21 protein-coding genes are annotated in these 20,981 nt (G+C 38.4%); 7 read left to right on the forward strand and 14 right to left on the reverse strand.

Features of this window, described 5'->3' with window-relative positions:
• Positions 1-105: 105 nt before the first annotated feature.
• Together VB715_RS11605 and VB715_RS11610 are read left to right on the forward strand one after the other, a co-directional pair.
• Complete coding sequence (locus tag VB715_RS11605) at positions 106-3,480, forward strand: tubulin-like doman-containing protein (RefSeq protein WP_323301373.1); 3,375 nt, start codon at positions 106-108, stop codon at positions 3,478-3,480.
• 175 nt (positions 3,481-3,655) lie between these two features.
• Positions 3,656-4,474, forward strand: a complete 819-nt coding sequence (locus VB715_RS11610; RefSeq protein WP_323301374.1) for a carbon-nitrogen hydrolase family protein — start codon at positions 3,656-3,658, stop codon at positions 4,472-4,474.
• A 14-nt stretch (positions 4,475-4,488) separates the two neighbouring features.
• On the opposite strand, the gene VB715_RS11615 is transcribed toward VB715_RS11610, so the two are convergent.
• The gene (locus VB715_RS11615) at positions 4,489-4,980 is read right to left on the reverse strand and encodes a crossover junction endodeoxyribonuclease RuvC (RefSeq protein WP_323301375.1); all 492 of its coding nucleotides are present in this window, start codon (positions 4,978-4,980) and stop codon (positions 4,489-4,491) included.
• A 79-nt stretch (positions 4,981-5,059) separates the two neighbouring features.
• Between VB715_RS11615 and VB715_RS11620 the strand changes: the two genes are divergently transcribed.
• Positions 5,060-5,629 carry a hypothetical protein gene (locus tag VB715_RS11620; protein WP_323301376.1) on the forward strand — a complete coding sequence of 190 codons (570 nt, stop codon included), beginning with the start codon at positions 5,060-5,062 and terminating at the stop codon, positions 5,627-5,629.
• A 22-nt stretch (positions 5,630-5,651) separates the two neighbouring features.
• Here VB715_RS11620 and VB715_RS11625 read toward each other — a convergent pair whose 3' ends face one another.
• Positions 5,652-6,206, reverse strand: coding sequence for an NUDIX hydrolase (locus tag VB715_RS11625; RefSeq protein WP_323301377.1), 555 nt, complete (start codon positions 6,204-6,206; stop codon positions 5,652-5,654).
• 367 nt (positions 6,207-6,573) lie between these two features.
• On the opposite strand from VB715_RS11625, the gene groL reads away from it, so the two are divergent.
• Positions 6,574-8,253 carry a chaperonin GroEL gene (gene groL / locus VB715_RS11630; protein WP_323301378.1) on the forward strand — a complete coding sequence of 560 codons (1,680 nt, stop codon included), beginning with the start codon at positions 6,574-6,576 and terminating at the stop codon, positions 8,251-8,253.
• 132 nt (positions 8,254-8,385) lie between these two features.
• On the opposite strand, the gene VB715_RS11635 is transcribed toward groL, so the two are convergent.
• From VB715_RS11635 to trxA, 4 genes are all read right to left on the reverse strand, one after another.
• A complete protein-coding gene (locus VB715_RS11635) occupies positions 8,386-9,015 on the reverse strand; it encodes a CatB-related O-acetyltransferase (protein WP_323301379.1) in 630 nt (209 codons plus the stop codon).
• Between the two features lie 9 nt (positions 9,016-9,024).
• Positions 9,025-9,426, reverse strand: a complete 402-nt coding sequence (locus VB715_RS11640) for a DUF309 domain-containing protein (RefSeq protein ID WP_323301380.1) — start codon at positions 9,424-9,426, stop codon at positions 9,025-9,027.
• Positions 9,427-9,434: 8 nt separating this feature from the next.
• Entirely contained in the window at positions 9,435-9,803 is a 369-nt protein-coding gene (locus VB715_RS11645) for a ferredoxin-thioredoxin reductase catalytic domain-containing protein (RefSeq protein WP_323301381.1), read from the reverse strand.
• Between the two features lie 181 nt (positions 9,804-9,984).
• Positions 9,985-10,308: a thioredoxin gene (gene trxA, locus VB715_RS11650; RefSeq protein ID WP_323301382.1), complete on the reverse strand. Its 324-nt coding sequence runs from the start codon at positions 10,306-10,308 to the stop codon at positions 9,985-9,987.
• A 437-nt stretch (positions 10,309-10,745) separates the two neighbouring features.
• On the opposite strand from trxA, the gene pcrA reads away from it, so the two are divergent.
• The 3 genes from pcrA (at position 10,746) to VB715_RS11665 (ending at position 14,901) form a co-directional block, all read left to right on the forward strand.
• Positions 10,746-13,067: a DNA helicase PcrA gene (gene pcrA / locus VB715_RS11655; RefSeq protein WP_323301383.1), complete on the forward strand. Its 2,322-nt coding sequence runs from the start codon at positions 10,746-10,748 to the stop codon at positions 13,065-13,067.
• Positions 13,068-13,135: 68 nt separating this feature from the next.
• On the forward strand, positions 13,136-13,624 hold the full coding sequence (locus VB715_RS11660; protein ID WP_323301384.1) for a thioesterase family protein: 489 nt from the start codon (positions 13,136-13,138) through the stop codon (positions 13,622-13,624).
• 47 nt (positions 13,625-13,671) lie between these two features.
• Positions 13,672-14,901: a glycosyltransferase gene (locus tag VB715_RS11665; RefSeq protein WP_323301385.1), complete on the forward strand. Its 1,230-nt coding sequence runs from the start codon at positions 13,672-13,674 to the stop codon at positions 14,899-14,901.
• A gap of 34 nt (positions 14,902-14,935) precedes the next feature.
• Here the strand turns inward: VB715_RS11665 and VB715_RS11670 are convergent, their stop codons facing one another.
• The 8 genes from VB715_RS11670 to VB715_RS11705 form a co-directional block, all read right to left on the reverse strand.
• Positions 14,936-15,919, reverse strand: a complete 984-nt coding sequence (locus VB715_RS11670) for a glycosyltransferase (protein WP_323301386.1) — start codon at positions 15,917-15,919, stop codon at positions 14,936-14,938.
• Between the two features lie 103 nt (positions 15,920-16,022).
• On the reverse strand, positions 16,023-16,166 hold the full coding sequence (locus VB715_RS11675) for a glycosyltransferase (protein ID WP_323301387.1): 144 nt from the start codon (positions 16,164-16,166) through the stop codon (positions 16,023-16,025).
• Between the two features lie 43 nt (positions 16,167-16,209).
• Entirely contained in the window at positions 16,210-17,034 is an 825-nt protein-coding gene (locus tag VB715_RS11680) for a metallophosphoesterase (RefSeq protein ID WP_323301388.1), read from the reverse strand.
• A 115-nt stretch (positions 17,035-17,149) separates the two neighbouring features.
• Positions 17,150-18,319 (reverse strand): hormogonium polysaccharide biosynthesis glycosyltransferase HpsP, encoded by a 1,170-nt coding sequence (gene hpsP / locus VB715_RS11685; protein ID WP_323301389.1) that lies wholly within the window; start codon positions 18,317-18,319, stop codon positions 17,150-17,152.
• Between the two features lie 3 nt (positions 18,320-18,322).
• The gene (locus VB715_RS11690) at positions 18,323-18,718 is read right to left on the reverse strand and encodes a hypothetical protein (RefSeq protein WP_323301390.1); all 396 of its coding nucleotides are present in this window, start codon (positions 18,716-18,718) and stop codon (positions 18,323-18,325) included.
• A 92-nt stretch (positions 18,719-18,810) separates the two neighbouring features.
• The gene (locus VB715_RS11695; protein WP_323301391.1) at positions 18,811-19,167 is read right to left on the reverse strand and encodes a cupin domain-containing protein; all 357 of its coding nucleotides are present in this window, start codon (positions 19,165-19,167) and stop codon (positions 18,811-18,813) included.
• A gap of 5 nt (positions 19,168-19,172) precedes the next feature.
• Positions 19,173-20,372 (reverse strand): glutathione S-transferase family protein, encoded by a 1,200-nt coding sequence (locus VB715_RS11700; protein WP_323301392.1) that lies wholly within the window; start codon positions 20,370-20,372, stop codon positions 19,173-19,175.
• A 148-nt stretch (positions 20,373-20,520) separates the two neighbouring features.
• Positions 20,521-20,931, reverse strand: coding sequence for a DUF29 domain-containing protein (locus tag VB715_RS11705; RefSeq protein ID WP_323301393.1), 411 nt, complete (start codon positions 20,929-20,931; stop codon positions 20,521-20,523).
• Positions 20,932-20,981: the final 50 nt, after the last annotated feature.

A 20,981-nucleotide genomic window follows, 5' to 3' on the forward strand; every position in this document is an offset into this window, starting at 1 on the left:
AGGGGTGGGTTTTGCTCAAATTCTATGCTTCTCTCAAATATGTTACATAAACCCGCCCTGACTGATCATTAAAATAGTATCAATAATTGGAATAAGGAGGAAAAAATGGCAGCAGTTGAAGAAAAAAGCATGGTTCCCACTATCTTAGTGGGAGTGGGAGGAACCGGAGCAGAAATTTTATCGAGAATTAGAAGATTAGTAGAAGAAACCTATGGCAGTTTAGAAAAATTTCCGATCCTAAGTTTTTTAGTTGTTGATACAGATAAAGATTATAAAATTAATAACCCCGAAGCAGGGGGAAGTCCTTTTAAAGATCATGAAAAACATTGGGCCAGTGTTAGTGGTAAACAAGTGAGTTCCATGGTTTCTAGTATGGAACAATATCCTTGGATTGATAGTTGGTTTCCCAGGGAATTAGAAAGAAATATTACCTCCTTAGAAGCAGGGGCCGGACAAATTCGCGCTTGTGGAAGATTTGCCTTATTTTGTAATTATCATGATATTCGAGATAAGTTTTTAGCCGCGACAAACCGAGTTAAAGGCCGTGAAAATTTCATGTTAAATAACTATGGTATTAAAGTTAGTACCAATGCCATTAATGTGTTTATTACCGGGTCACTTTCTGGGGGAACAGGTAGCGGAATGCTCATCGATATGGGCTATTGTGTGCGTAAATGGTTAGAAGGGGAAGGTAGTCCTTTAATAACCGCAATTGTTCCTATGCCTCAAGCATTTGCAGGAATAAAAGTAGGTGATCGCGTCTTAGCAAATGGCTATGGGGCCATGATGGAATTAAGTTACTTTTCTGACTATCGGACAGAATATCATAGTCAATTTAGTAAGAATTTAGCTGATGAAGTTCGCAGCAATCGCGCCCCCTTTGATTTTACTTATTTAGTGGGAACAAAAAATGGGGAAAGTGACTTTAAACTTGAACAAATTCGAGAAATGATTGCTCAAAATATTTTCTTAGATTTGACCTCAGATTTTTCACCCCATAAGCGATCTATCCGAGATAATATTAAATCAGCTTGGGCCCAGGCAGATCCTGGCGGTAGAGGTTATCCCAAGAATTTCATGAGTTTTGGTCTATCTACCATAGAAATCCCAATTTCTCAGATTCGCAGTTCTTTATGTTATCGACTTGCTAAAGATTTAGTTAATTGGTGGTTAAATGAAAATGCAAAACTACCAGCAGATTCGATGGAATTAATCAAAAACGATATTCTTAAAAGGATGCGTTTAACTGATGTTGAATTATTAACGGACTTAGGGGCAGCACAAGATAAATCTTATTTAGAAGAAGTGTCCCAATGGATTAATAAACTGCGGCAAACTATTAATCAAGAAAATTATTTACAATGTACAGCCAAAGGAATTAATTTTTTGGGCAAAGAACAGGGTAAAATTAAAGATTTAGATCAATTTATTAGGCAAGAAGTTAATACTTTTCGCCAAGATCATTTTCGAGAATTAAGTCCTGATGAACGATTACATGGGGACTATTTTCAACGTATTTATGATAACCGCGATCGCATCATTACTCAAGGAAGAAGTAGCCTAGAAACGGAACTTTATCGAATTTTAGAAGATCGTAATTATGGGACTAAATTTGCCCAGACATTTATCACAATTGTGCGACAAATCTTTGATGATATTAGACAAAGATTTAGTCAGCAACAAGAACAAATTTGGGGACTAAGAGAAACCGAAAGACAGAAACAATATGAACAAGCTTTAGAGGAATTCACCCAAATCAAATCACGGTATGGCATTACAAAACAGGATAGAATGGAAGTCTGTTGTGATAATATTTTAACTAATCTTGAAGGAAGTTTAGTGGCAACAATTCAACGAAAAACCCGCGCTGCTTCCTTAATTGTCATTGATAGATTAAAAGAAGAATTAGACAAATTAGAACGACGTTTAAACCGTTTTCAACAGCGTTTAATACAGACAAGAGATCAGTTTGCACAAGAAGCAGATCATCAAGCAGAAAGTGCTGACGCTTTAAGCATTAATGGTATTAAACTATATGAACGGGATAAACTTAATGAACTCTATCAAGACTTAATTGAACAATTAGGGGCCGATACTCAAGGAAGCAAAAGTCGGTTTGAGATCGGGTTAGATAGAGTATGTAGTACCCTCTCAGAAGATATTCTTAAAGAAGCGAGTCCTTTCTGGAAGAAAAACCGTCGCGCTGATGAATATATGCGCTTATTTGATATTACCCAAATTCCCGATGTTCAAGAAGATGACTTAGGAGATATTATCTATAAGTATAGTAAAATTATCGTTGTGGAGAGAACCCCGAAAAATAGTCATCTTTATACCGAGATGGCCGCTTGCGATCGCCTCTTTAAACTGTTCAATGATGAGACAGAAATTGTCAATAATATTCGCATTGCTTACAATAAATCTAAACCATTAATCTTGATGGATAAAGCAGTTTTATCTGGAAAAGATGCCGGATTTACTCCCGCTACCAATATTAATGTTGCCCTTTTAGGAGGAAGGAATACTGCCGATCCTGCGGCCCAAAAACTTCTTCCCCTGCTACAACAATTTAATGATATTGGAGAAAACGCCATTAAACCTTTAGGCGATCCAGAACGTCATCGTATCGTCTTTGTACAAGAAACAGGGGGATTTTCTTTACGATGTATTGATGGTATGAAAGAATTAAGACAATCCTATCAAGACTGGAAAGGGGACAGTATTGAAGCAAAACGCGCCCAATTACGAGGAGAACCCAGGGACTTACCTATTCCTGTACACATTCAAAAAGAACCCCCATTTTGGGATATCTTTCCCGAAGATCCTAAAATCTTTCAATTAGTGATTCAAGCAAGAGCATTAAACGTATTATATCTATCAGAAAATCAGGCAACTAGAGAAAATACCATCCGTTATACTCGTCCAACTAATATAGGTTCACAAAACGTTGATATTGCCTCAAGTTGGGAAGAAGCATCACAAATCTTAGAAGTGCGGGCCTGTCGTCCTGATCAAGAAGAAATTAAACGACAAATTACCCAAAAATTGACCGCAGCAGAAACCCCCCAACAAAAACAACAACTTTATCAACAATTCACAACTTATCTAGAAAATCGCGCCCAAGAATTACAAAAACAAGGGGGGAAAGATAGCCCAGAATATAAACGAGAAGCTGAAATTATTAAGCAAGTTATTAATGATTATCAACTCTATGCAGCCACAGATATTTATCATAATGAGAAACCATTACAAACCACTTCTACTCAACAAAATACAGTAGAAAATCAAGTAGTTGAAACAGCACCCCAAGCCCCAACTCAAAGAAAATGGTATCTTTATAAAGATAATCAACAAACTGGGCCTTTTTCCGCCGAACAACTCTTAAATCAGGGCATAACCCCTCAAACTTATGTTTGGTGTGCGGGAATGGAGGGTTGGAAAAGCGCGTCAGATATCTCAGAGTTAAGCCATCTTTTCTAACTCAGAGTTTTGAGCGTTGATTTTTCCCCATTACGGCCGTTTGCGAGTTGATACATTACACAGTAGAGGTAATTGATGAATTGCCCCTACATCAATGATTTACCGCATCCCATAACCCCATCATGATGCCATAGGGGTTTATCATTAAAATAGATTTTTTTACAATCAGGAACTGATGAAACCTTATCTCGCTGCTGCCATTCAAATGACAAGCAAGCCTGACCTCGAAAAAAATTTGGTTGAGGCTGAGGAACTGATCGAACTAGCTGTCCGTCGTGGGGCTGAGTTAATTGGTCTGCCAGAAAACTTTGCTTTTCTCGGTAAAGAAGAAGATAAACTAGGAAAAGCCCAAGAAATTGCTCAAAAAGCAGAAAAGTTCCTGAAAAAAATGGCGCAACGCTTCCAGATTACTATCCTAGGGGGTGGCTTTCCTGTTCCCGTTGAAGGTGATGGGACTAAAGCCTATAATACCGCCATTTTAGTTGATCCAACTGGCATAGAAGTCGCCCGTTATCAAAAAGTGCATCTGTTCGATGTGGATGTGCCTGACGGTAATACTTATCGGGAGTCTAGCACAGTGATGGCTGGACAACGGTTGCCTGATATTTATGCCTCTGGGGACTTGGGAAATTTGGGCCTCTCGATTTGTTATGATGTGCGCTTTCCTGAGTTGTACCGTCATTTATCCCGTCAAGGAGTTGATGTTTTGTTTGTTCCTGCGGCGTTTACAGCATTTACAGGTAAGGATCACTGGCAGGTTTTGTTACAAGCTAGAGCCATTGAAAATACCTGTTATGTCATTGCTCCTGCTCAAACGGGAAATCACTATGCTAGGCGTTTTACCCATGGTCACGCGATGATTATTGACCCTTGGGGGATGATTTTAGATGACGCTGGCCAACAACCAGGCATGGCGATCGCAGAAATTAACCCGACTCGTATTAAACGGGTGCGTCAACAAATGCCTTCTTTACAACATCGGGTATTTCTGTAAGTTTGATTTTTGGCTTATCCAATATTATTGGTTAGGCCACATAAACCCCCATAGGCAATGGCGATCGCATCTACACTATCATCAATCGGTAAGGAGTCTAAATCAAAGAGATTTCCTATCATTTGTGCTACTTCTTTTTTATCTGCTCTACCATCCCCTAAATGACATTTCCAACTGGCTTGATGTAAAAAAATTGGCTCGATTTTAGTATTCCGATAACACACTAAATTAATTACTCCTAATGCTTGTAAAACACCTCCGGCAGCTTTAATAGTTCGGCTAAAAAAGGGCATTTCAATGGCGATCCGATCAGGCTTGAATTCTTGGACTAATTCTTCTAAGTCTTGCTCAATTTCTAACAATCTTTGGGGAGTTGATAGGTTTTTTTCAGTTTTGATGATTCCATAGTCGATGATTAAGGGAAGTGGTGAATCTGTTTCTTGTAAAATTGCCCACCCAATAATAGCGAGTCCCGGATCAATTCCTAGCCAAGTTTTATGAGACATTTTATCATGATTTTGGTAAAATACTGTAGGGGTAATTCATGAATTGCCCCTACTATTGTTTCCCTCAAGCTTCAAGTTTATGAATATAACATATTTAGGCAAATATTTGACCTTAGAAGTTTTTTGTACCTGTACTAAAACCTATCATAAATATTCGGAAAAAATTGCTCCCTATCCTAAAAATGAAGAAACTATTACTGCCCTTAAACAGTTAAATCAAAGCATTATCGACCCCATAATTGATTACTTTGGTATTGATAGATTTAAACTAACTTATGGGTTTTGTTCCCCCGATCTCAAACGCTACTTAAATCAAAAAGATCCCGTTACAGGTCTTAAAAATGGTCGCATTGATCCAGCAAGAGATCAACATATGGCCCATGAAACTAATAGCAAAGGCAACTATTATTGTAATCGATTAGGAGCCGCTTGTGACTGTTTTATTATTAATCTTAATAGTGATGAATTAGTTGACTGGATATTAGCCAACAAATTGCCCTTTGATTCTCTTTATTTTTATGGTAAAAATAGACCTATTCATATTAGTTATGGGGGACAACATAAACGAGATATTTGGACATTTACTCCTACCAGACAACCCACAAAAACAGGAATTCATCATTGGGTAGAATTAGCTAAACAAATCTAACATACTAATTAGATCATTTAACTTAATGGTATTTTTTTATGAATTCTAATCCCATAAAAATTGTGGCAATAGTTCCTGCAACACAAATTTCACCGGACATAATTTTATCAATTACATCTTTAATTGGCACTAAAACCACTTCAATTTCTTCAGTAATATCTAAATTAATTTGTCCGGTTTTTTGCACATTTAAACCCAGAAAGATATGAATTTTATTATCATCTTTTACCGGATTATCATAAATTGTTTTCATCAAGATTAATTCTTGGGCAATATAACCAGTTTCTTCTTCTAATTCTCGCTTAGCTGCCGTTATACTTGTCTCTTTTTGTGGTTCAAATGCTCCAGCAGGAAGTTCTAATAAAATCTCTTTTACTCCATGACGATATTGACGGACAAAAACTACTTCATTATTGGGTGTAATGGGCATAACTAAAGCAATTTCAGGACGGATATTGACAAAGTAATCATCAATAATCGCCCCATTCGGTAATTCAACCTTATCTTGTCGAACTATACACCATTGGTTATTAATAACAAACTCTGAGTTCAGAATTTTCCATTTTTTAAGACTCATTAGTATCCTTTAATTTTTAATCTATCTAAAACTAATTTAAGACTTACTCTGCGTTTAACTTGTTGACTTGTTTTCACAGACATCTTGCCATGTCATCATTGCCCTAACTCCCTAACGACTGTCAGACTAATACTTTAACTTATCTCCTCAAACTTTCGAGATATCCTCACCTTCTTTGCCCAACTTTCCACACCTCACCCTTCCCTTGAGAAAAATCACCCCATTTTTTGACCTCAAAGATTAGCACTCACACCACAAGAGTGCTAAATTAACATAAGTAGGGTGACATCAGCCCGAAACGCAAGCATTTTTCCTAATCATTGGAGAATGTCTGATTGCAAAGAGTCACAGGAGTAAAGAGACGAATATGGCAAAAATTGTATCATTCGGCGATGAATCAAGACGCTCATTAGAACAAGGGGTCAATGCCCTTGCTGATGCTGTAAAAATAACCCTCGGCCCCAGAGGACGGAATGTATTATTAGAAAAGAAATTTGGGGCCCCCCAAATTGTTAACGACGGGATCACCGTTGCTAAAGAAATTGAATTAGAAAATCCCTTGGAAAATACTGGGGCCAGACTGATGCAAGAAATTGCCTCCAAAACCAAAGAAGTGGCTGGAGACGGAACCACAACCGCCACCATCATTGGTCAAGCCTTAATTCGGGAAGGCTTAAAAAATGTGATCGCTGGGGCCAACCCGGTGTCCCTGCGTCGTGGCATCGAAAAAACCATCGCTTACCTTGTCGAAGAAATTGCAGCTATTGCTAAACCTGTTGAGGGAGATGCGATCGCCCAAGTGGCTACTGTATCATCAGGGAACGATCAAGAAGTCGGTGATATGATCTCCCTAGCCATGGATAAAGTGACCACAGACGGGGTTATTACCGTTGAAGAGTCCAAATCTCTCACCACGGAGTTAGAAGTGGTAGAAGGGATGCAAATTGATCGGGGTTATCTTTCTCCCTACTTCATCACAGATCAAGAAAGACAACAAGTCGAATTTGATAACGCCTTCTTATTGATCACCGACAAAAAAGTCAGTACGATCGCGGATTTAGTTCCCATCCTCGAAAGTGTAGCCCGGGCCGGTAGACCCCTCTTAATCATTGCAGAAGATGTAGATGGAGAAGCCTTAGCCACCTTAGTCGTCAACAAAGCCAGAGGGGTGTTAAATGTAGCGGCGATCAAGTCTCCTGGTTTTGGGGAAAGACGCAAAGCTGTTTTACAGGATATTGCCATTCTTACCGGAGGCAGTGTCATTTCTGAAGAAGTGGGCTTAACCTTAGATTCTGTTTCCCTGGATATGCTAGGACAAGCCACCAAAGTTACTATCGTTAAAGACAATACCACCATTGTCGCTACCACTGATGACAGAACCAAGGCGGCTGTACAAAAACGCATTGAACAACTCCGCAAACAACTGGCCGAAACCGACTTGAGCTATGACATTGAAAAATTGCAAGAACGGATCGCTAAATTAGCCGGAGGTGTGGCTGTCATTAAAGTTGGGGCCGCAACTGAAACCGAATTAAAAGATCGCAAACTTCGCATTGAAGATGCCCTTAACGCCACCAAAGCAGCCATAGAAGAAGGTATCGTCCCTGGTGGGGGAACAACCCTAATTCACTTAGCGACTAAAATTGCTGAATTCAAACATACCCTCACCAACCCCGAAGAACAAGTGGCCGCCGATATCGTGGCTAAAGCCTTAGAAGCTCCTCTGCGTCAGTTAGCTAATAATGCCGGGGTTGAAGGCTCTGTTATTGTGGAACGGGTACGAGAAACCGCGTTTAATATCGGTTATAACGCCATCACAGGGCAATTAGAAGATATGATCGCCGCAGGAATTATTGATCCAGCGAAAGTAGTGCGCTCTGCTCTGCAAAATGCTGGGTCGATCGCTGGTATGGTCTTAACCACAGAAGCCTTAGTGGTAGAAAAACCAGAACCCGAACCCCCCGCAGCCCCCGATATGGGCGGCATGGGCGGTATGGGCGGCATGGGCGGCATGGGCGGCATGGGTATGGGCGGCATGGGCTTCTAAGTCGTCGTTTTCATATTTCCATACTTGATATTAGGAGAGACGTTAAGAATAGCGTCTCTCTCGCTTTTTGTTACCTGAGTTCGACATAAGGCAATTTGTGAAAAATTCGCCACAATTTTGCTAATATCGATATTAATATAATTGTTTTAATGCCGCTAAATTATTACTACAAAGTATCCCAATATTTTGAGTGATTTTTTCAATTGGCCAATCCCACCATTGGAGTTTTAATAATAAATTAATTACCTCATCTTCAAACCGCTTTCTAATTAATTTAGCTGGATTTCCACCTACAATGGTATAAGGTTCTACGTCTTTTGTTACCACTGAACTAGCTGCAATAATTGCCCCGTCTCCGACTTTAATCCCTGGCATAATTAAAGCATTATAGCCAAACCAAACATCATTACCAATAATGGTATCTCCTTTGGAAGTATTAGCAACAGACATGGTATTTTCCCAAGCATGGCCAAAAATCGTAAAGGGATAAGTCGTAAAATAATTTAGGGGATGATTTCCCCCATTCATCATAAATTTAACATCACTCGCAATGGCACAAAACTTGCCAATAATTAACTTATCACCAATAAAATCAAAGTGATAGAGAACATTATTTTCAAAATTATGGGGATTTTCAAAATCATCATAATAAGTAAAATCTCCCACAATAATATTAGGGTTCGTGATAATATTTTTGAGGAAACATAATTGCTTATAGTTCTCTAACGGATAGGGATTATTGGGATCAGGATAAATTGTCATTCCCTTCTTTTAAGACTTATTTAAAATGACAATATGAGGCAAAGAACAGGGGGCATTATCAGAGGATTCCTTGAGGGTTTGAGCAACTTCAGCAATATTTTCAGGGTCAGTTTGTTGGAGATAAAGCAGTAATGCTTGACTTTCTGCTAACAACTTTGTGACATCAATGGTTTCATACTCTGGTTGATAGTCAACGAGTCGTCTTACACCTTCCCCCAATAAAATCACTGCCCCACGCCAATTATGGTTTTCGAGATGATAACAACCCACCGCTACCTGTAAAACACCTTGATAAAACCGTTTATCCGACTCTGCTGAATCGATCCAAATAGCTTCTAATGTATCATGACAGGCGTAAAATTCCCCCTGATTAAACTCTTTAATCCCTTGCAAAAATGCCTCTGATGCCATGATTTTTCTTACGCAGACATAGTTTCTCTGATTTCTTTGATAAACTCTAGATCAATTTCCTGTTCTTTGCCCGCAAATTCATTGTCTGGGGTGATGAATAACATACAATGACAGTCTTTGCGTTCTCTCATGGGGACACAAGGACAGTTCCAATAGGTATTTTTCACTTCCGCTTCTTTGTCTTCGTAATGACGACAGGGACACAAGGGAGAGCCTAATTCTTCTTTATGTTTAGCTAACCCTTCAATCACTACTGCGGTGACAGAGGGTTCACTACAAAAATAAGTATCTGTGCGCTTAGCGTACTGTTCGGCAAAATTTTTCATTGCCTCTAGAACTTTATCCTGCTGATTAATATTGGTGTTTGCTGAAGTCATAGATTTAATCTAATGGGTCGTTTACATCAATTTGATTTAGGTTAACATTGTTACATATTCTCGGCTGTTTCGGCCAATCCACTTCCGTTAGGCTATTGGGCTGAGTTGGTTTTTTCAGACAAAATAGGGATAAGTCCATGAAGGCTTACCCCTAAACTGAATCCTAGCTTTTGGCTAGAAACTAAAGATATTTTTCGAGAGTGTTAGCTAGGGTTGTTTTGGGAACGGCTCCCACAACCATGTCTACCCGTTGGCCTCCCTTGAAAATCATGAGGGTGGGGATACTGCGAATTCCGTACTGGCTTGCTGTCGCCGGATTTTCATCCGTATTCAGTTTCAGCACTTTGACTTGGCCTGCGTATTGTTCAGCAATTTCGTCCACAACTGGAGCTACCATACGACAGGGGCCACACCAAGGCGCCCAAAAATCCACCAGAACAGGAATGTCGCTCTCTAAAACCTCTTGTTTAAATTTATCGTCTGTAACTTGGGGTGTAGCTGACATACCGAGAATTCCTTTGATTGCTCACGTTTCTCTAGAATACTCTAGAATTCTACCATAAGGAAAAGTTTCTCGATTTTAACCTATTTTCGTCACAACTTCACCAATCACTGAAGTTATCGCTGGATAACCTCCCTCTTCGTTGAGCTTAAGGCAAGTTTAACTTTTATTAACCTTGAATAAGAAACCGCCCGAACATGAAAATGCCCAGGCGGAGTGTGGTGTGAGGAGTGAACGGAAACATTTGTCTCCGCTATCTCCATTGTAAGGGAGAATTTCAATTTTGATGAACTTATTGTGTCATGATTAGAAAATTTTTTTTTCCTTAATGTGTTAAGCTAGGTAGCTTTACCTGAAGTAAGAAACGGCGATCGCCTTTGAGTTCAGCGATTAACGATACAATCAAGGGTGACGATATGCTACCCTAACTTTGAATCTCTATGACCATTTCCTCTGATTTTCTTTCTCAACTCAATCCTTCCCAACGTATTGCCGTTGAGCATTTTTGTGGCCCTTTATTAGTGGTGGCGGGGGCGGGATCTGGCAAAACTAGGGCCCTCACCTATCGTATTGCTCACCTGATTAGTCATCATCAGGTTGATCCTGAATCGATTTTAGCGGTGACGTTTACCAATAAAGCAGCTAAGGAAATGAAGGAAAGAATTGAGCGACTTTTTGCTCAAGAAATGGCTCTTAAAAATCATGGAAAACCTTTTAATTCTTTGGCTGAATACGAACAGAAAAAATTACTTTCCCAGGTTTATAGAAAAACGACTAAACGACTTTGGATCGGGACTTTTCATAGTTTATGTGCCAGGATTTTACGGTATGATATTAATAAATACCAGGACAAAAGAAATCGGCAATGGGAACGTAATTTTTCGATTTTTGATGAATCTGATGCCCAAAGTTTAGTTAAAAATATTACAACTAAACAACTTAATTTAGATGAAAAAAAGTTTAATCCCCGTTCCGTCCGTTATGAAATTAGTAATGCAAAAAATTTAGGATTTTCCCCTGAAGAATATTTGCAAGAAAATCCCAATTATAAAGGTCGGGTAATTTCAGAAGTTTATAATGAGTATCAAACCCAATTAGCAGCTAATAATGCTTTAGATTTTGATGATTTAATTTTAGTCCCTGTGCAGCTTTTTCAACAAAATGAATCTGTTTTAGGCTATTGGCATCATCAATTTCAACATATTTTAGTCGATGAATATCAAGATACTAATCGCATTCAATATGATTTAATTCGCTTACTTTCCACCAATGGAGAAAACACAAAAAGTGAATGGAATTGGCAAAATCGCTCTGTTTTTGTGGTAGGTGATGCGGATCAATCTATTTATAGTTTTCGCATGGCTGACTTTACCATTTTGTTGAATTTTCAATCAGACTTTGGGGACGGTTTACCCGATGAAGATACCCGAACAATGGTTAAATTAGAAGAAAATTATCGCTCTAGAGAAAATATTTTACTAGCGGCTAATAGCTTAATTGAAAATAATAGCCAACGGATTGATAAAATTCTTAAACCCACTAGAGGCGAAGGGGAACAAATTTATTGTTATAAAGCTGATGATGAACGAATAGAGGCTGATTTTGTTATTCATAAAATTCGAGAGTTAATTAATATAAACCCTGAATTAAATTGGGGAGACTTTGCCATTCTTTATCGTATAAATGCCCAATCTCGACCCTTTGAAGATATCCTAATCCAGAGTAATATTCCTTATACCATTGTCGGTGGATTCAAATTTTATGATCGCCAAGAAATTAAAGATTCTCTTGCTTATTTACGTTTAATTGTTAACCCTGCAGATACCGTTAGCTTACTCAGAATTATTAATTCTCCCCGTCGTGGGATTGGTAAAACTTCGATGGATTCCCTATTAAAAGCTTCCCAAGAATTAGAGATTCCTCTCTGGGAAATTATTAGTGATGAAACCTCAGTTAATACCTTGGCAGGAAGGGCAGCAAAAGCCGTTAATAAATTTGCTAAAATGATTCAATCTTTCCAAAGTCAATTAACCCAACTTTCAGCTACAGAAATTTTAGATCAAGTCATGGAACAATCGGGTTATATTGATGATTTAAAACAAAAAGGAACAGAAGAATCAGATAATCGAGTCGAAAATATCTATGAATTATATAGTGCGATCGCTCAATATCAAGAAGATAATGAAGACAAAAGCTTACAAGGCTATTTAACCAATGCGTCCCTTGCTTCTGATTTAGATAACCTACAAGAAGACCAGAAAAAAGTATCATTAATGACCCTCCATTCCGCGAAAGGACTAGAATTTCCCATTGTCTTTTTAGTGGGATTAGAACAAGGAATTTTGCCCCATGTTCGGAGTTTAAGCGATCCCTTATCCTTAGAAGAAGAACGAAGATTATGTTATGTCGGAATTACCCGCGCCCAAGAACAATTATTTATTACCTATGCTAGAGAAAGATTTGTCTGGGGTTCCAAAGAATCTAAACTAGCCTCACAGTTTTTAAAAGAAATTCCCCCAGATTTAATTAATAGTAATGTCAGACCAACTGCGAGAAAAGTCACCCACAAAAAAACTTCAATATCCCAGGTCAATAATCATCAATGGTCAGTGGGCGATCGCATTATTCATCATAGCTTTGGTGAAGGAGAAATTACCCATATTTTAGGGTCAGGTCAAAAAACAAATTTAGCCATTCAATTTGCTGGGTTAGGCCGTAAAATTATTGACCCTAAAACCAACTCAATTACAAAACTAGATTAATCTAGGATTTTTGAACATCTACAGGATAAAATTGTTGAGAGTTCTACTGATCACCTGAGTTAACAAAGTTGTCTTCATCACCAGAGTCTCCCCAACTTCCCCCAACCACAGCGATCACCGCAAAAACTGGACTAAAAGCGACTACTGAAAAATGGTTTGAGTATTCCGTCAGGGTACAACCCCATCATACTGACTATGCAGGGGCCGTTTGGCACGGAACCTATCTGACTTGGATGGAAACCGCTAGGGTTGAATATTTACGGTCAATTGGCATAGATTTTGCAGAATTAGTGAAATTAGGCTGTGATTTACCCGTTGTCGAATTATCCATCCGTTATCATCGCGCTCTCCGACTTGGAGAAATGGCGATCATCAAAACCCGTATGGACGAAATGACAGGGGTAAAAATGTATTGGGACTGTCGGATTGAATCATCAGAAAAACAAGAACTCTCTGTGACGGCAAAAATTACCATTGTGGCCGTTGACCCCGAAAAAGGAAAAATTATGCGGCAACTTCCCCCTGCGGTTCAAGATGCCTTAGTCAAATCATTATAGAAATTTCTCCAATTATTGGAGGGATTAAATAGTTTATTATTTAAACTATGAACATTAAAACCTTGTTTATTACCAGAGAAGCTCCCTATCCGATTTTTGGGGGGGTTCGTATTCGTAACTGGCAAAATATCAATATTATGATGAAGTTGGGGCCAGTGGGGATCTTTTCCGCCGCAAATTGGAGTCTTACTCCTAATGTTTTGTCAGGAATTACTCTTTGGGAACATTATAATGTGGAAGAACAACGCTCTCGTTGGGAACAATGGGAAAGACGGTTATGGTGGTTACGGCCTTCGGGTCATCCTGATGCTGATTGGCCTTATTCTAAATTAGCGGCTCAAAAATTAGCAGATTTAATGACTAAATTTCAGCCAGATATTGTTATCTTTGAACAAGTTTGGTTATCTCGTTATTTACCAATCATTAAAAATTATCCTTGTCATATTATTTTTGATAATCATAATGTTGAAGCCCATTTATTTGCTCAACCTGATCGCTCACAAGAACCTCTCACAGCGCAACTCAAAGCAAATTTACGATTAGCCCATCTCAAACAAATAGAAGGTGAATTAACCCGTCAAAGTGATCAAGTTTGGGTCTGTAGTCAAGAAGATGCTCATTTATTAGGGGAAATGTATGGAAAAGAAACTCCTATTTATGTTGTTCCCAATGGCGTTAATATCGATAATTATCAAACTATCAGATTAGGTCAATGTTCCCCGCCTCAAGATTTAGAAAAAACCGATCATATTATTTTCTATTCAGGGTATTTATCTTATTATCCTAATACGGTTGCTGCTGAATTACTCATTGATGAAATTTATCCTAAAGTTAAACAAAAGTATTCAGATTGTCAACTATTATTAGTCGGTCAGTTTCCGACAAAAAAAATGTTGAAATCAGCACAAAAAGATCCTGATATTATTGTTACTGGAACTGTTCCTGATGTACAACCGTATTTATCTTTAGCGAGTGTTATGGTTGTTCCTTTATTACATGGTAGTGGCACCAGATTAAAAATTATAGAAGCTTTTGCTGCGGGTTGTCCAGTAATTAGTACCGCTAAAGGATCAGAGGGAATTAAGGCTAAAGATGGACAAGAGTTATTAATTAGAAATACAATAGGTGAAATAGTTGAAGCAATAGAAAAAATTTGGTCACAACCTTCCTTAAGGACTAAATTAACTGATAATGCCTACAAACTTGTGCAAAAAGAGTATTCATGGGAAGGGAATTGTCAGCGAATAGAGAAAGCATTGGCAACATTTTTTGCTTAACTTAATTATAGCAATTTTTGTATTAATTTTAAGACTAATCTAAATTTTTTAAGACTTCAACTAATCTCTGACGAAAAAATGTATCATTATCTAAATACCAATTTCTAGCATTTTCACCTAACTGTTTTTTCGTCTCATAACTCATCCCTAAAACTTCCTCTATTTTTTCTTCTAAAGCTTGAGGATATACAGAATATCTTGTACCTAATTTTTGACTTTTTGTTTGAAAATAATTAGCTAAAAGTCCTCTTTCAGAAGTAATTAATTCATTCATTGGTGGTGCATTAGTGGTAATAATAACCGCTTTTGTACTCATTCCTTCTACAATATAATGACCGAATCCTTCTACTTCAGATGGACAAAGATGAATACCAAAAGTATTCTGATACTGATGCAATATTTCATCAGACAAAAAATTGGTAATGTATTCTATATTAGGAGCACAAATATGAAAAGGTTGCTTCTTTTGGCGAACAATAATAGACGGCCATTCAGGATGGCGACTCCAAACTTCTATCAAAGTTTTAGTTCCTTTTTGTGACGCATTACTACCCGCAAGATGAAAAAATTTATCGTAATTTTTAGAAATTTTTTGTTCATATTGATCAAGACTCGTAAAACTAATATATTCTGTTTTACAACCTAATTTATGAAAAATCTCTTGGGTTAATTTTGTACAACACAAAATACAATCAAAATTAGTTAACAAAGAAACTCCATCATCCCTAAACCATTCTGGCATAGGAAGCAAGCAATTAAACCGCGCATAAGGCAACCAAGAAGGAACAATATCTTGTATGAAGATGTTGATATCGTAAGGGGGTTTACCTCTAAATGTATTACTAACAAAATTGTCTATGTAGGTAGTCAGCCGATGAATTTTATGTTTTATAGATGCTTTACCAACTGTAAAAACTGATACCTGAAAACCAGCGTTTTTTAACACTTCAGAGAGAATTATGCTACATCTTGTTAATCCGTGTTGATTGTCTACCGTGATTATATTTATAGATTTCATCGTTCTTTTACTTAACTTTTAGTTTGCCGATATTATAATTTATTTTTGTTATGACTACAAGGGTTTCAGAAATCATCTTATCTTCAAGTTTACCCTTTTGATCCTAAATATTACAATTACCAATATTTGGGGAACCCCCATCAACAATAATATGTTCAACATCTAGACAATTTTGTTCAATAACAACCTTGAGACAAGATTCAATAAACTGTTCCCCGTTATAAACAGGTATAATCACACGGATCATGTTTCATCAATCAATAATTGAGTGTATAGCTTATTATAATCCATTAGTTTAACGTAATCACAGTTATTTCGGGAGGGCAAAAGAATCGGCCAGGGAAATAGGTTCCTAAACCACGATTGACATAAAGTTGGTTATGATGAACTTGATGCCATCCTTGGGCCCATTGCCAATGTTTCACCACTCTAGAACATTCGTTAACAAAAGGAATCCAAGGGTGTAATATTTTGGGGGTATAGTGATGAATCTGTTGAATAATCAAAGCTGCGGCCCCTAACCCTGGAATAATAACTTGTCCCCCATGAGTATGACCTGATAATTGTAAATCAACACGCCATTGTTGTAAAATCTCTGCCGTATCAGGATTATGAGATAAAACTAAACGAGGAATATGAGGAGAAAGCTGAGTCATTACCGCAGCAGGATTAAATTCTGATGACCAAAAATCTGCTAATCCAACAATGGGAAAATCTGAGCCAAATGGGGTCGCAATTTCATTCCACAAAACCTTAATTCCAATGCTATTTAAGGCATTAATTACTCTAACTTTAGCATCATGATAACCATAATCATGATTGCCTAAAACCGCATAAATTCCCAGACGACTTTTTAAATCTTGTAACCGCATGACTAACTCATCAATGGGATCAGGTTGATGGGTAATATAGTCCCCCGTGAGTAAAATTAGATCGGGATTTTCCAGATTACTAACTGCGATCGCTTGGGTTAATAATTCTTCAGATAATCGTAAACCATCATAATGAAGATCGGACAGTTGGATCAATTTTGTCCCCATTAAATCGGGTGGTAAATCCGCGATCGCTACGGTAATTCGTTCTACCTTCAAGGGTTCAAGTCGAATTGATACCATAATCACCTCAGCAGTTTTTTTATCCCATCAATTTTTAAGATAGCGGAGGATCTGAGACTATATAAGAATTTATGGGATTGTTATAATATTTGGCTAAAATTAACCTACATTTAACCTAGATTAAGGATTGATAATTCATAATCATTTGTTGAGCAATAGCTGACCAACTATATTGATTTAACACCAATTTACGGGCATTTTCTCCCCGTTTTTGTCGTTCTGAGGGATCGGCGATCGCCTTCTCTAAAGCATGGGTTAACCCTTCTATCTCTAAAGCTGTCACCCAACCTGCTGAAGCTTGTTGAACATCAGGCCAAATATAAACCCCCTCAGAAATCACCACAGGAGTTCCCACGGCCATTGCTTCGGCCACCGCTATACCAAAATTTTCATAATAAGAAGGCAACACGAATAAATCTGCATCTTGTAATAATCCTAATTTGACCTCACCTTGAACAAATCCGGTAATGGTTGTCTGAGAGGCTAAACTAGAATCGGCAATTTGTTGCTTAATTTGGGCTTCATAAACTGGATCTTGAGGATTTGATCCTGCAATAACTAAATGAAATTTTATCCCTTGATTGATTAAATTTTCCCCTGCTGCCAATAAAAAATTTAAGCCTTTTTTGGGATCAATTCTGGACATAAATAAGACCAAAGGCAAATTATCAGGAATACCTAATGCTTTTCTGGTTTGTCCCAAAGGTGGTAACTTATCCGGTAGATTTACCCCTAAAGGAATCACCAAATCATGGGTTTTTACTCCATAACGATGAGAAATTTTCGCCTCTTGATCTGTTGTAAAATGAACCCCCGCGGCCCCTGCTAAATTGGGACGTTCTAATAAATTGCCATAAAGTTGTTTTAAAACCCGTTTTTTTTGTAAATCTGCGGGATCTAGGGTTCCTAATGGACGGAGAATATAAGGTAAATTTCGATAACGGGCCACTGTTGCAGCAGCCGTACTAATAGGGGAAAATAGGGCATGAATATGGGCCAGACCGTAATCAGGGCCGTGAGATCCTAACCACTGTAATAAGCTTAAAGAGAATTTATAACGACGAAAGGGCGAACAAGCAAAATAAATAATGTGATAGCCTTGTTGGGGAATGGGAACCCCCAAAGGAACATCTAAAGGCGGTTGTCCCGCATCTCCATTGGTATTCGTTGTCAGGATGGTTACTTCAATTCCCTGTTGGGCCAAAGCAGCAGATAATCCCAACACCATTTGACTGGGGCCTCCATAAACCAGGGATATTGACGGCACAATTTGGAGAATTTTCATAAATTAACTCGAATGACGTTGAGATGTCTCACAAACCCATTTCCAGAGAGGATGGCCCGGCCCAGACTGGCGAATCTGTCTGACTTGATTTTCGAGACGCATTTTTTCCCTTGGGGATAAACCATTGAGAATATGAAGACTTTGCCAAACTAAAACCGCCCCTGTGACACCAATACAGAAAAATAAACTAAAAGCAGGGATGAGATTAAAAGCTAGTCCATAGCGTACTGCTACCCAAGTAAAATGTTCTCGCCAGAGGGTGAATTCTCCCCGTAATTGCCATAAAGCAAACTGACCAAGGGTTAGCCAGCAGATCATCACAAATAACCAACGACGATAGAGATTAAATTCATATAATCGTTCAATTTGACGGGTGAGACTAGGATCGCGATCGCTCATGAGTTTGGTTGATTCAATATTTTAGTCACTTCTGATTGGTTTTATTGTATGAGGTTATGGCAAATATGGGAGTTCTCATATTAAGGAGAGTTTCAATTGGCAGAAGGACTTAAATGACCATGAATTGCTAACCAAATACAGGGAGGATTAGAAGAAGTATAATCTACCCGATGCCTTTGATGGGCGGGAATTAGCAGATAACCCCCAGGGATCAGTTTATAGGTTGCCCCTGTTTCATAGGTTAATTGGGCTTCTCCTTGTAACAAAATTACCCATTCATCTCTCTCTTGGTCATACCATTCTCCTGATGGGGTGGTTTGTCCAGTAGAAATAATTCGCTCTATCAACAAATCTTTTGTTGATAGCAGGGGTTCAAATAATTCTTCAAAAGGTAATTGAAAAGGTAGCTCAAAAATATTGGCGATCGCTTTTGATTGCTTAATATTCATTCATTCTAGATAAAATTAACCGGATCTTGATCCCGTCGATGCTTCAAGGGAATGGCTGGCCCCTGGCGATCGCCGTCTAACCCCGCAGTCGCTTCTAAGGCTTCTCGTAAGCGTTTTGCGGCATAAATTGACATATCCCTCGGTACATTAATTCTATCTCGTAAATAGCGTAAAGCCTGATCAGATCCTGCTGGTGGCTTACAGGTTTCCCCTGTCATCATCAACGTCAACGCACAACGCAACGCTTCATCAAATAACTGGTCATCTGCTGGATTAACCTGAATAATGTTCTGATGGTGTTTAATCACCCGTTGTAGGGCTTCTGCGCGGGAGGTTTCGGGTTCCAAATAAGTGACATCAGGCAACCCAAACCAAGGGCCATTATCTACCCGATTTTGATTAATTTTAGCTTGGTCTGTTTTGTTTGAATAGCAACCGCCCATTTGTGGGGGTAAGTCATGGGAATGGGTGTGAAAATCGCTTTGTGTCCCTCTATAGGTTGGACGGCTTTCCATTGCGTCAAACCAAGCCCCAAAACGGGGATTTTCTTCCCGTAAAGAGTACCCTTTGTAATAGTATAGGCTGGCATTCATGCGCTCTACATAAGGGGTAAAAATGACATCAACTATGCCAAATTCCTCTAAAAAGTAAGGGCCAGACTCACGACTTAAGGCATCTTCTACCATAGCTACGACTGTGGTAAATTTGTCCCTGTTTTGTTGGTCTTGTTTGGGGGAACGGGTGGGATAGCATAACCAGGAACACCAAGCGCGAAATAGTAACCTTTCTAGTTGTCTGAGGGGCATAACTTCGGGGTCTTTCATGCTTTGGGTTAAGGGGCCAAAAACGCTTTCTAAGGCGATTAAAATGTCGTCACTTTCGGTAATAATGCGTCCATCTAATTCCAGGGCGGGCAGCATTCCTGATGGTACAATGCCCTTATACCAACTCTCTTTTTGTCCATAACAGAACATGGTGACTTTTTTGATGCGGTAAGGAATTTGTTTTTCTTCTAACCACAGCCAGACTTTTTGGCAATAGGGACACCAAGCATGGTTATCACGGTAGAGGGTGACACGAATATCTGATTCTTTTGATCCAAAAAGGCGTAAACAGGCTTGGGCGTTGGTGGGGCCGTTAATGGTATCTTTGTGAAAATCGGTTAATTTTTCGAGTTCTGTCCAACTGAGAGGAGAGGTGATCATAAGGGTGGTTATGGTTAGGATTTCAATGTTAATATTTTATCGGTTTTAGACATGAAGGATCTTTAATGAGATCAAAATCAAAGAATATTAACTTTTTTGCTAATTTACCCTTTTAAAATGAGAATTGCTGCCCTAAATAAGCTATTAATCAATCGAAGGTTATCAGTAAATCATCTAGGGTATAAGAACAATCTTGAGGGATAGAAAGTTTAGGATATTGTTTAAGTAAATCCCTTTTACTTCGGGAGTAAATTTTAGGTAAATCTATCTTATTTCTTAAGGTCGCAGTTAATCTATCTTCTATCTGATCGACAAACCCATTTATCTCAGTTTCCCAATGATTTTTATTCAAGTTATCGTTGAGATAATCTAACTTAAGACGATGTATAATAACTTGTTTTAATAGACTATTAACGGCGTTTAATTGCTCTTTCCCCAAACTCTCTATCTCCTCTTTTAAATTATCCCAGTCAAGGAAGTCTGGATTACGATCTTTTAGAGCTTGAACTTGGGTAAAAACCCATCCTACAAAGTCTGTGTCATATAGGCTATTTTTCATAAAATTATTACTTAAAGCTTGATATCTATTATAGCAGATTGCGAGTCAGT

Source organism: Crocosphaera sp. UHCC 0190, from assembly GCF_034932065.1.
Taxonomy (GTDB): domain Bacteria; phylum Cyanobacteriota; class Cyanobacteriia; order Cyanobacteriales; family Microcystaceae; genus UHCC-0190.

What these genes read in the sequence shown, in the direction of transcription:
- VB715_RS11605 (WP_323301373.1), top strand. Translation starts at nt 106, where the DNA reads ATGGCAGCAGTTGAAGAAAAAAGCATGGTTCCCACTATCTTAGTGGGA.
- VB715_RS11610 (WP_323301374.1), top strand. Translation starts at nt 3,656, where the DNA reads ATGAAACCTTATCTCGCTGCTGCCATTCAAATGACAAGCAAGCCTGAC.
- VB715_RS11615 (WP_323301375.1), bottom strand. Translation starts at nt 4,980, where the DNA reads ATGTCTCATAAAACTTGGCTAGGAATTGATCCGGGACTCGCTATTATT.
- VB715_RS11620 (WP_323301376.1), top strand. Translation starts at nt 5,060, where the DNA reads ATGAATATAACATATTTAGGCAAATATTTGACCTTAGAAGTTTTTTGT.
- VB715_RS11625 (WP_323301377.1), bottom strand. Translation starts at nt 6,206, where the DNA reads ATGAGTCTTAAAAAATGGAAAATTCTGAACTCAGAGTTTGTTATTAAT.
- groL (WP_323301378.1), top strand. Translation starts at nt 6,574, where the DNA reads ATGGCAAAAATTGTATCATTCGGCGATGAATCAAGACGCTCATTAGAA.
- VB715_RS11635 (WP_323301379.1), bottom strand. Translation starts at nt 9,015, where the DNA reads ATGACAATTTATCCTGATCCCAATAATCCCTATCCGTTAGAGAACTAT.
- VB715_RS11640 (WP_323301380.1), bottom strand. Translation starts at nt 9,426, where the DNA reads ATGGCATCAGAGGCATTTTTGCAAGGGATTAAAGAGTTTAATCAGGGG.
- VB715_RS11645 (WP_323301381.1), bottom strand. Translation starts at nt 9,803, where the DNA reads ATGACTTCAGCAAACACCAATATTAATCAGCAGGATAAAGTTCTAGAG.
- trxA (WP_323301382.1), bottom strand. Translation starts at nt 10,308, where the DNA reads ATGTCAGCTACACCCCAAGTTACAGACGATAAATTTAAACAAGAGGTT.
- pcrA (WP_323301383.1), top strand. Translation starts at nt 10,746, where the DNA reads ATGACCATTTCCTCTGATTTTCTTTCTCAACTCAATCCTTCCCAACGT.
- VB715_RS11665 (WP_323301385.1), top strand. Translation starts at nt 13,672, where the DNA reads ATGAACATTAAAACCTTGTTTATTACCAGAGAAGCTCCCTATCCGATT.
- VB715_RS11670 (WP_323301386.1), bottom strand. Translation starts at nt 15,919, where the DNA reads ATGAAATCTATAAATATAATCACGGTAGACAATCAACACGGATTAACA.
- VB715_RS11675 (WP_323301387.1), bottom strand. Translation starts at nt 16,166, where the DNA reads ATGATCCGTGTGATTATACCTGTTTATAACGGGGAACAGTTTATTGAA.
- VB715_RS11680 (WP_323301388.1), bottom strand. Translation starts at nt 17,034, where the DNA reads ATGGTATCAATTCGACTTGAACCCTTGAAGGTAGAACGAATTACCGTA.
- hpsP (WP_323301389.1), bottom strand. Translation starts at nt 18,319, where the DNA reads ATGAAAATTCTCCAAATTGTGCCGTCAATATCCCTGGTTTATGGAGGC.
- VB715_RS11690 (WP_323301390.1), bottom strand. Translation starts at nt 18,718, where the DNA reads ATGAGCGATCGCGATCCTAGTCTCACCCGTCAAATTGAACGATTATAT.
- VB715_RS11695 (WP_323301391.1), bottom strand. Translation starts at nt 19,167, where the DNA reads ATGAATATTAAGCAATCAAAAGCGATCGCCAATATTTTTGAGCTACCT.
- VB715_RS11700 (WP_323301392.1), bottom strand. Translation starts at nt 20,372, where the DNA reads ATGATCACCTCTCCTCTCAGTTGGACAGAACTCGAAAAATTAACCGAT.
- VB715_RS11705 (WP_323301393.1), bottom strand. Translation starts at nt 20,931, where the DNA reads ATGAAAAATAGCCTATATGACACAGACTTTGTAGGATGGGTTTTTACC.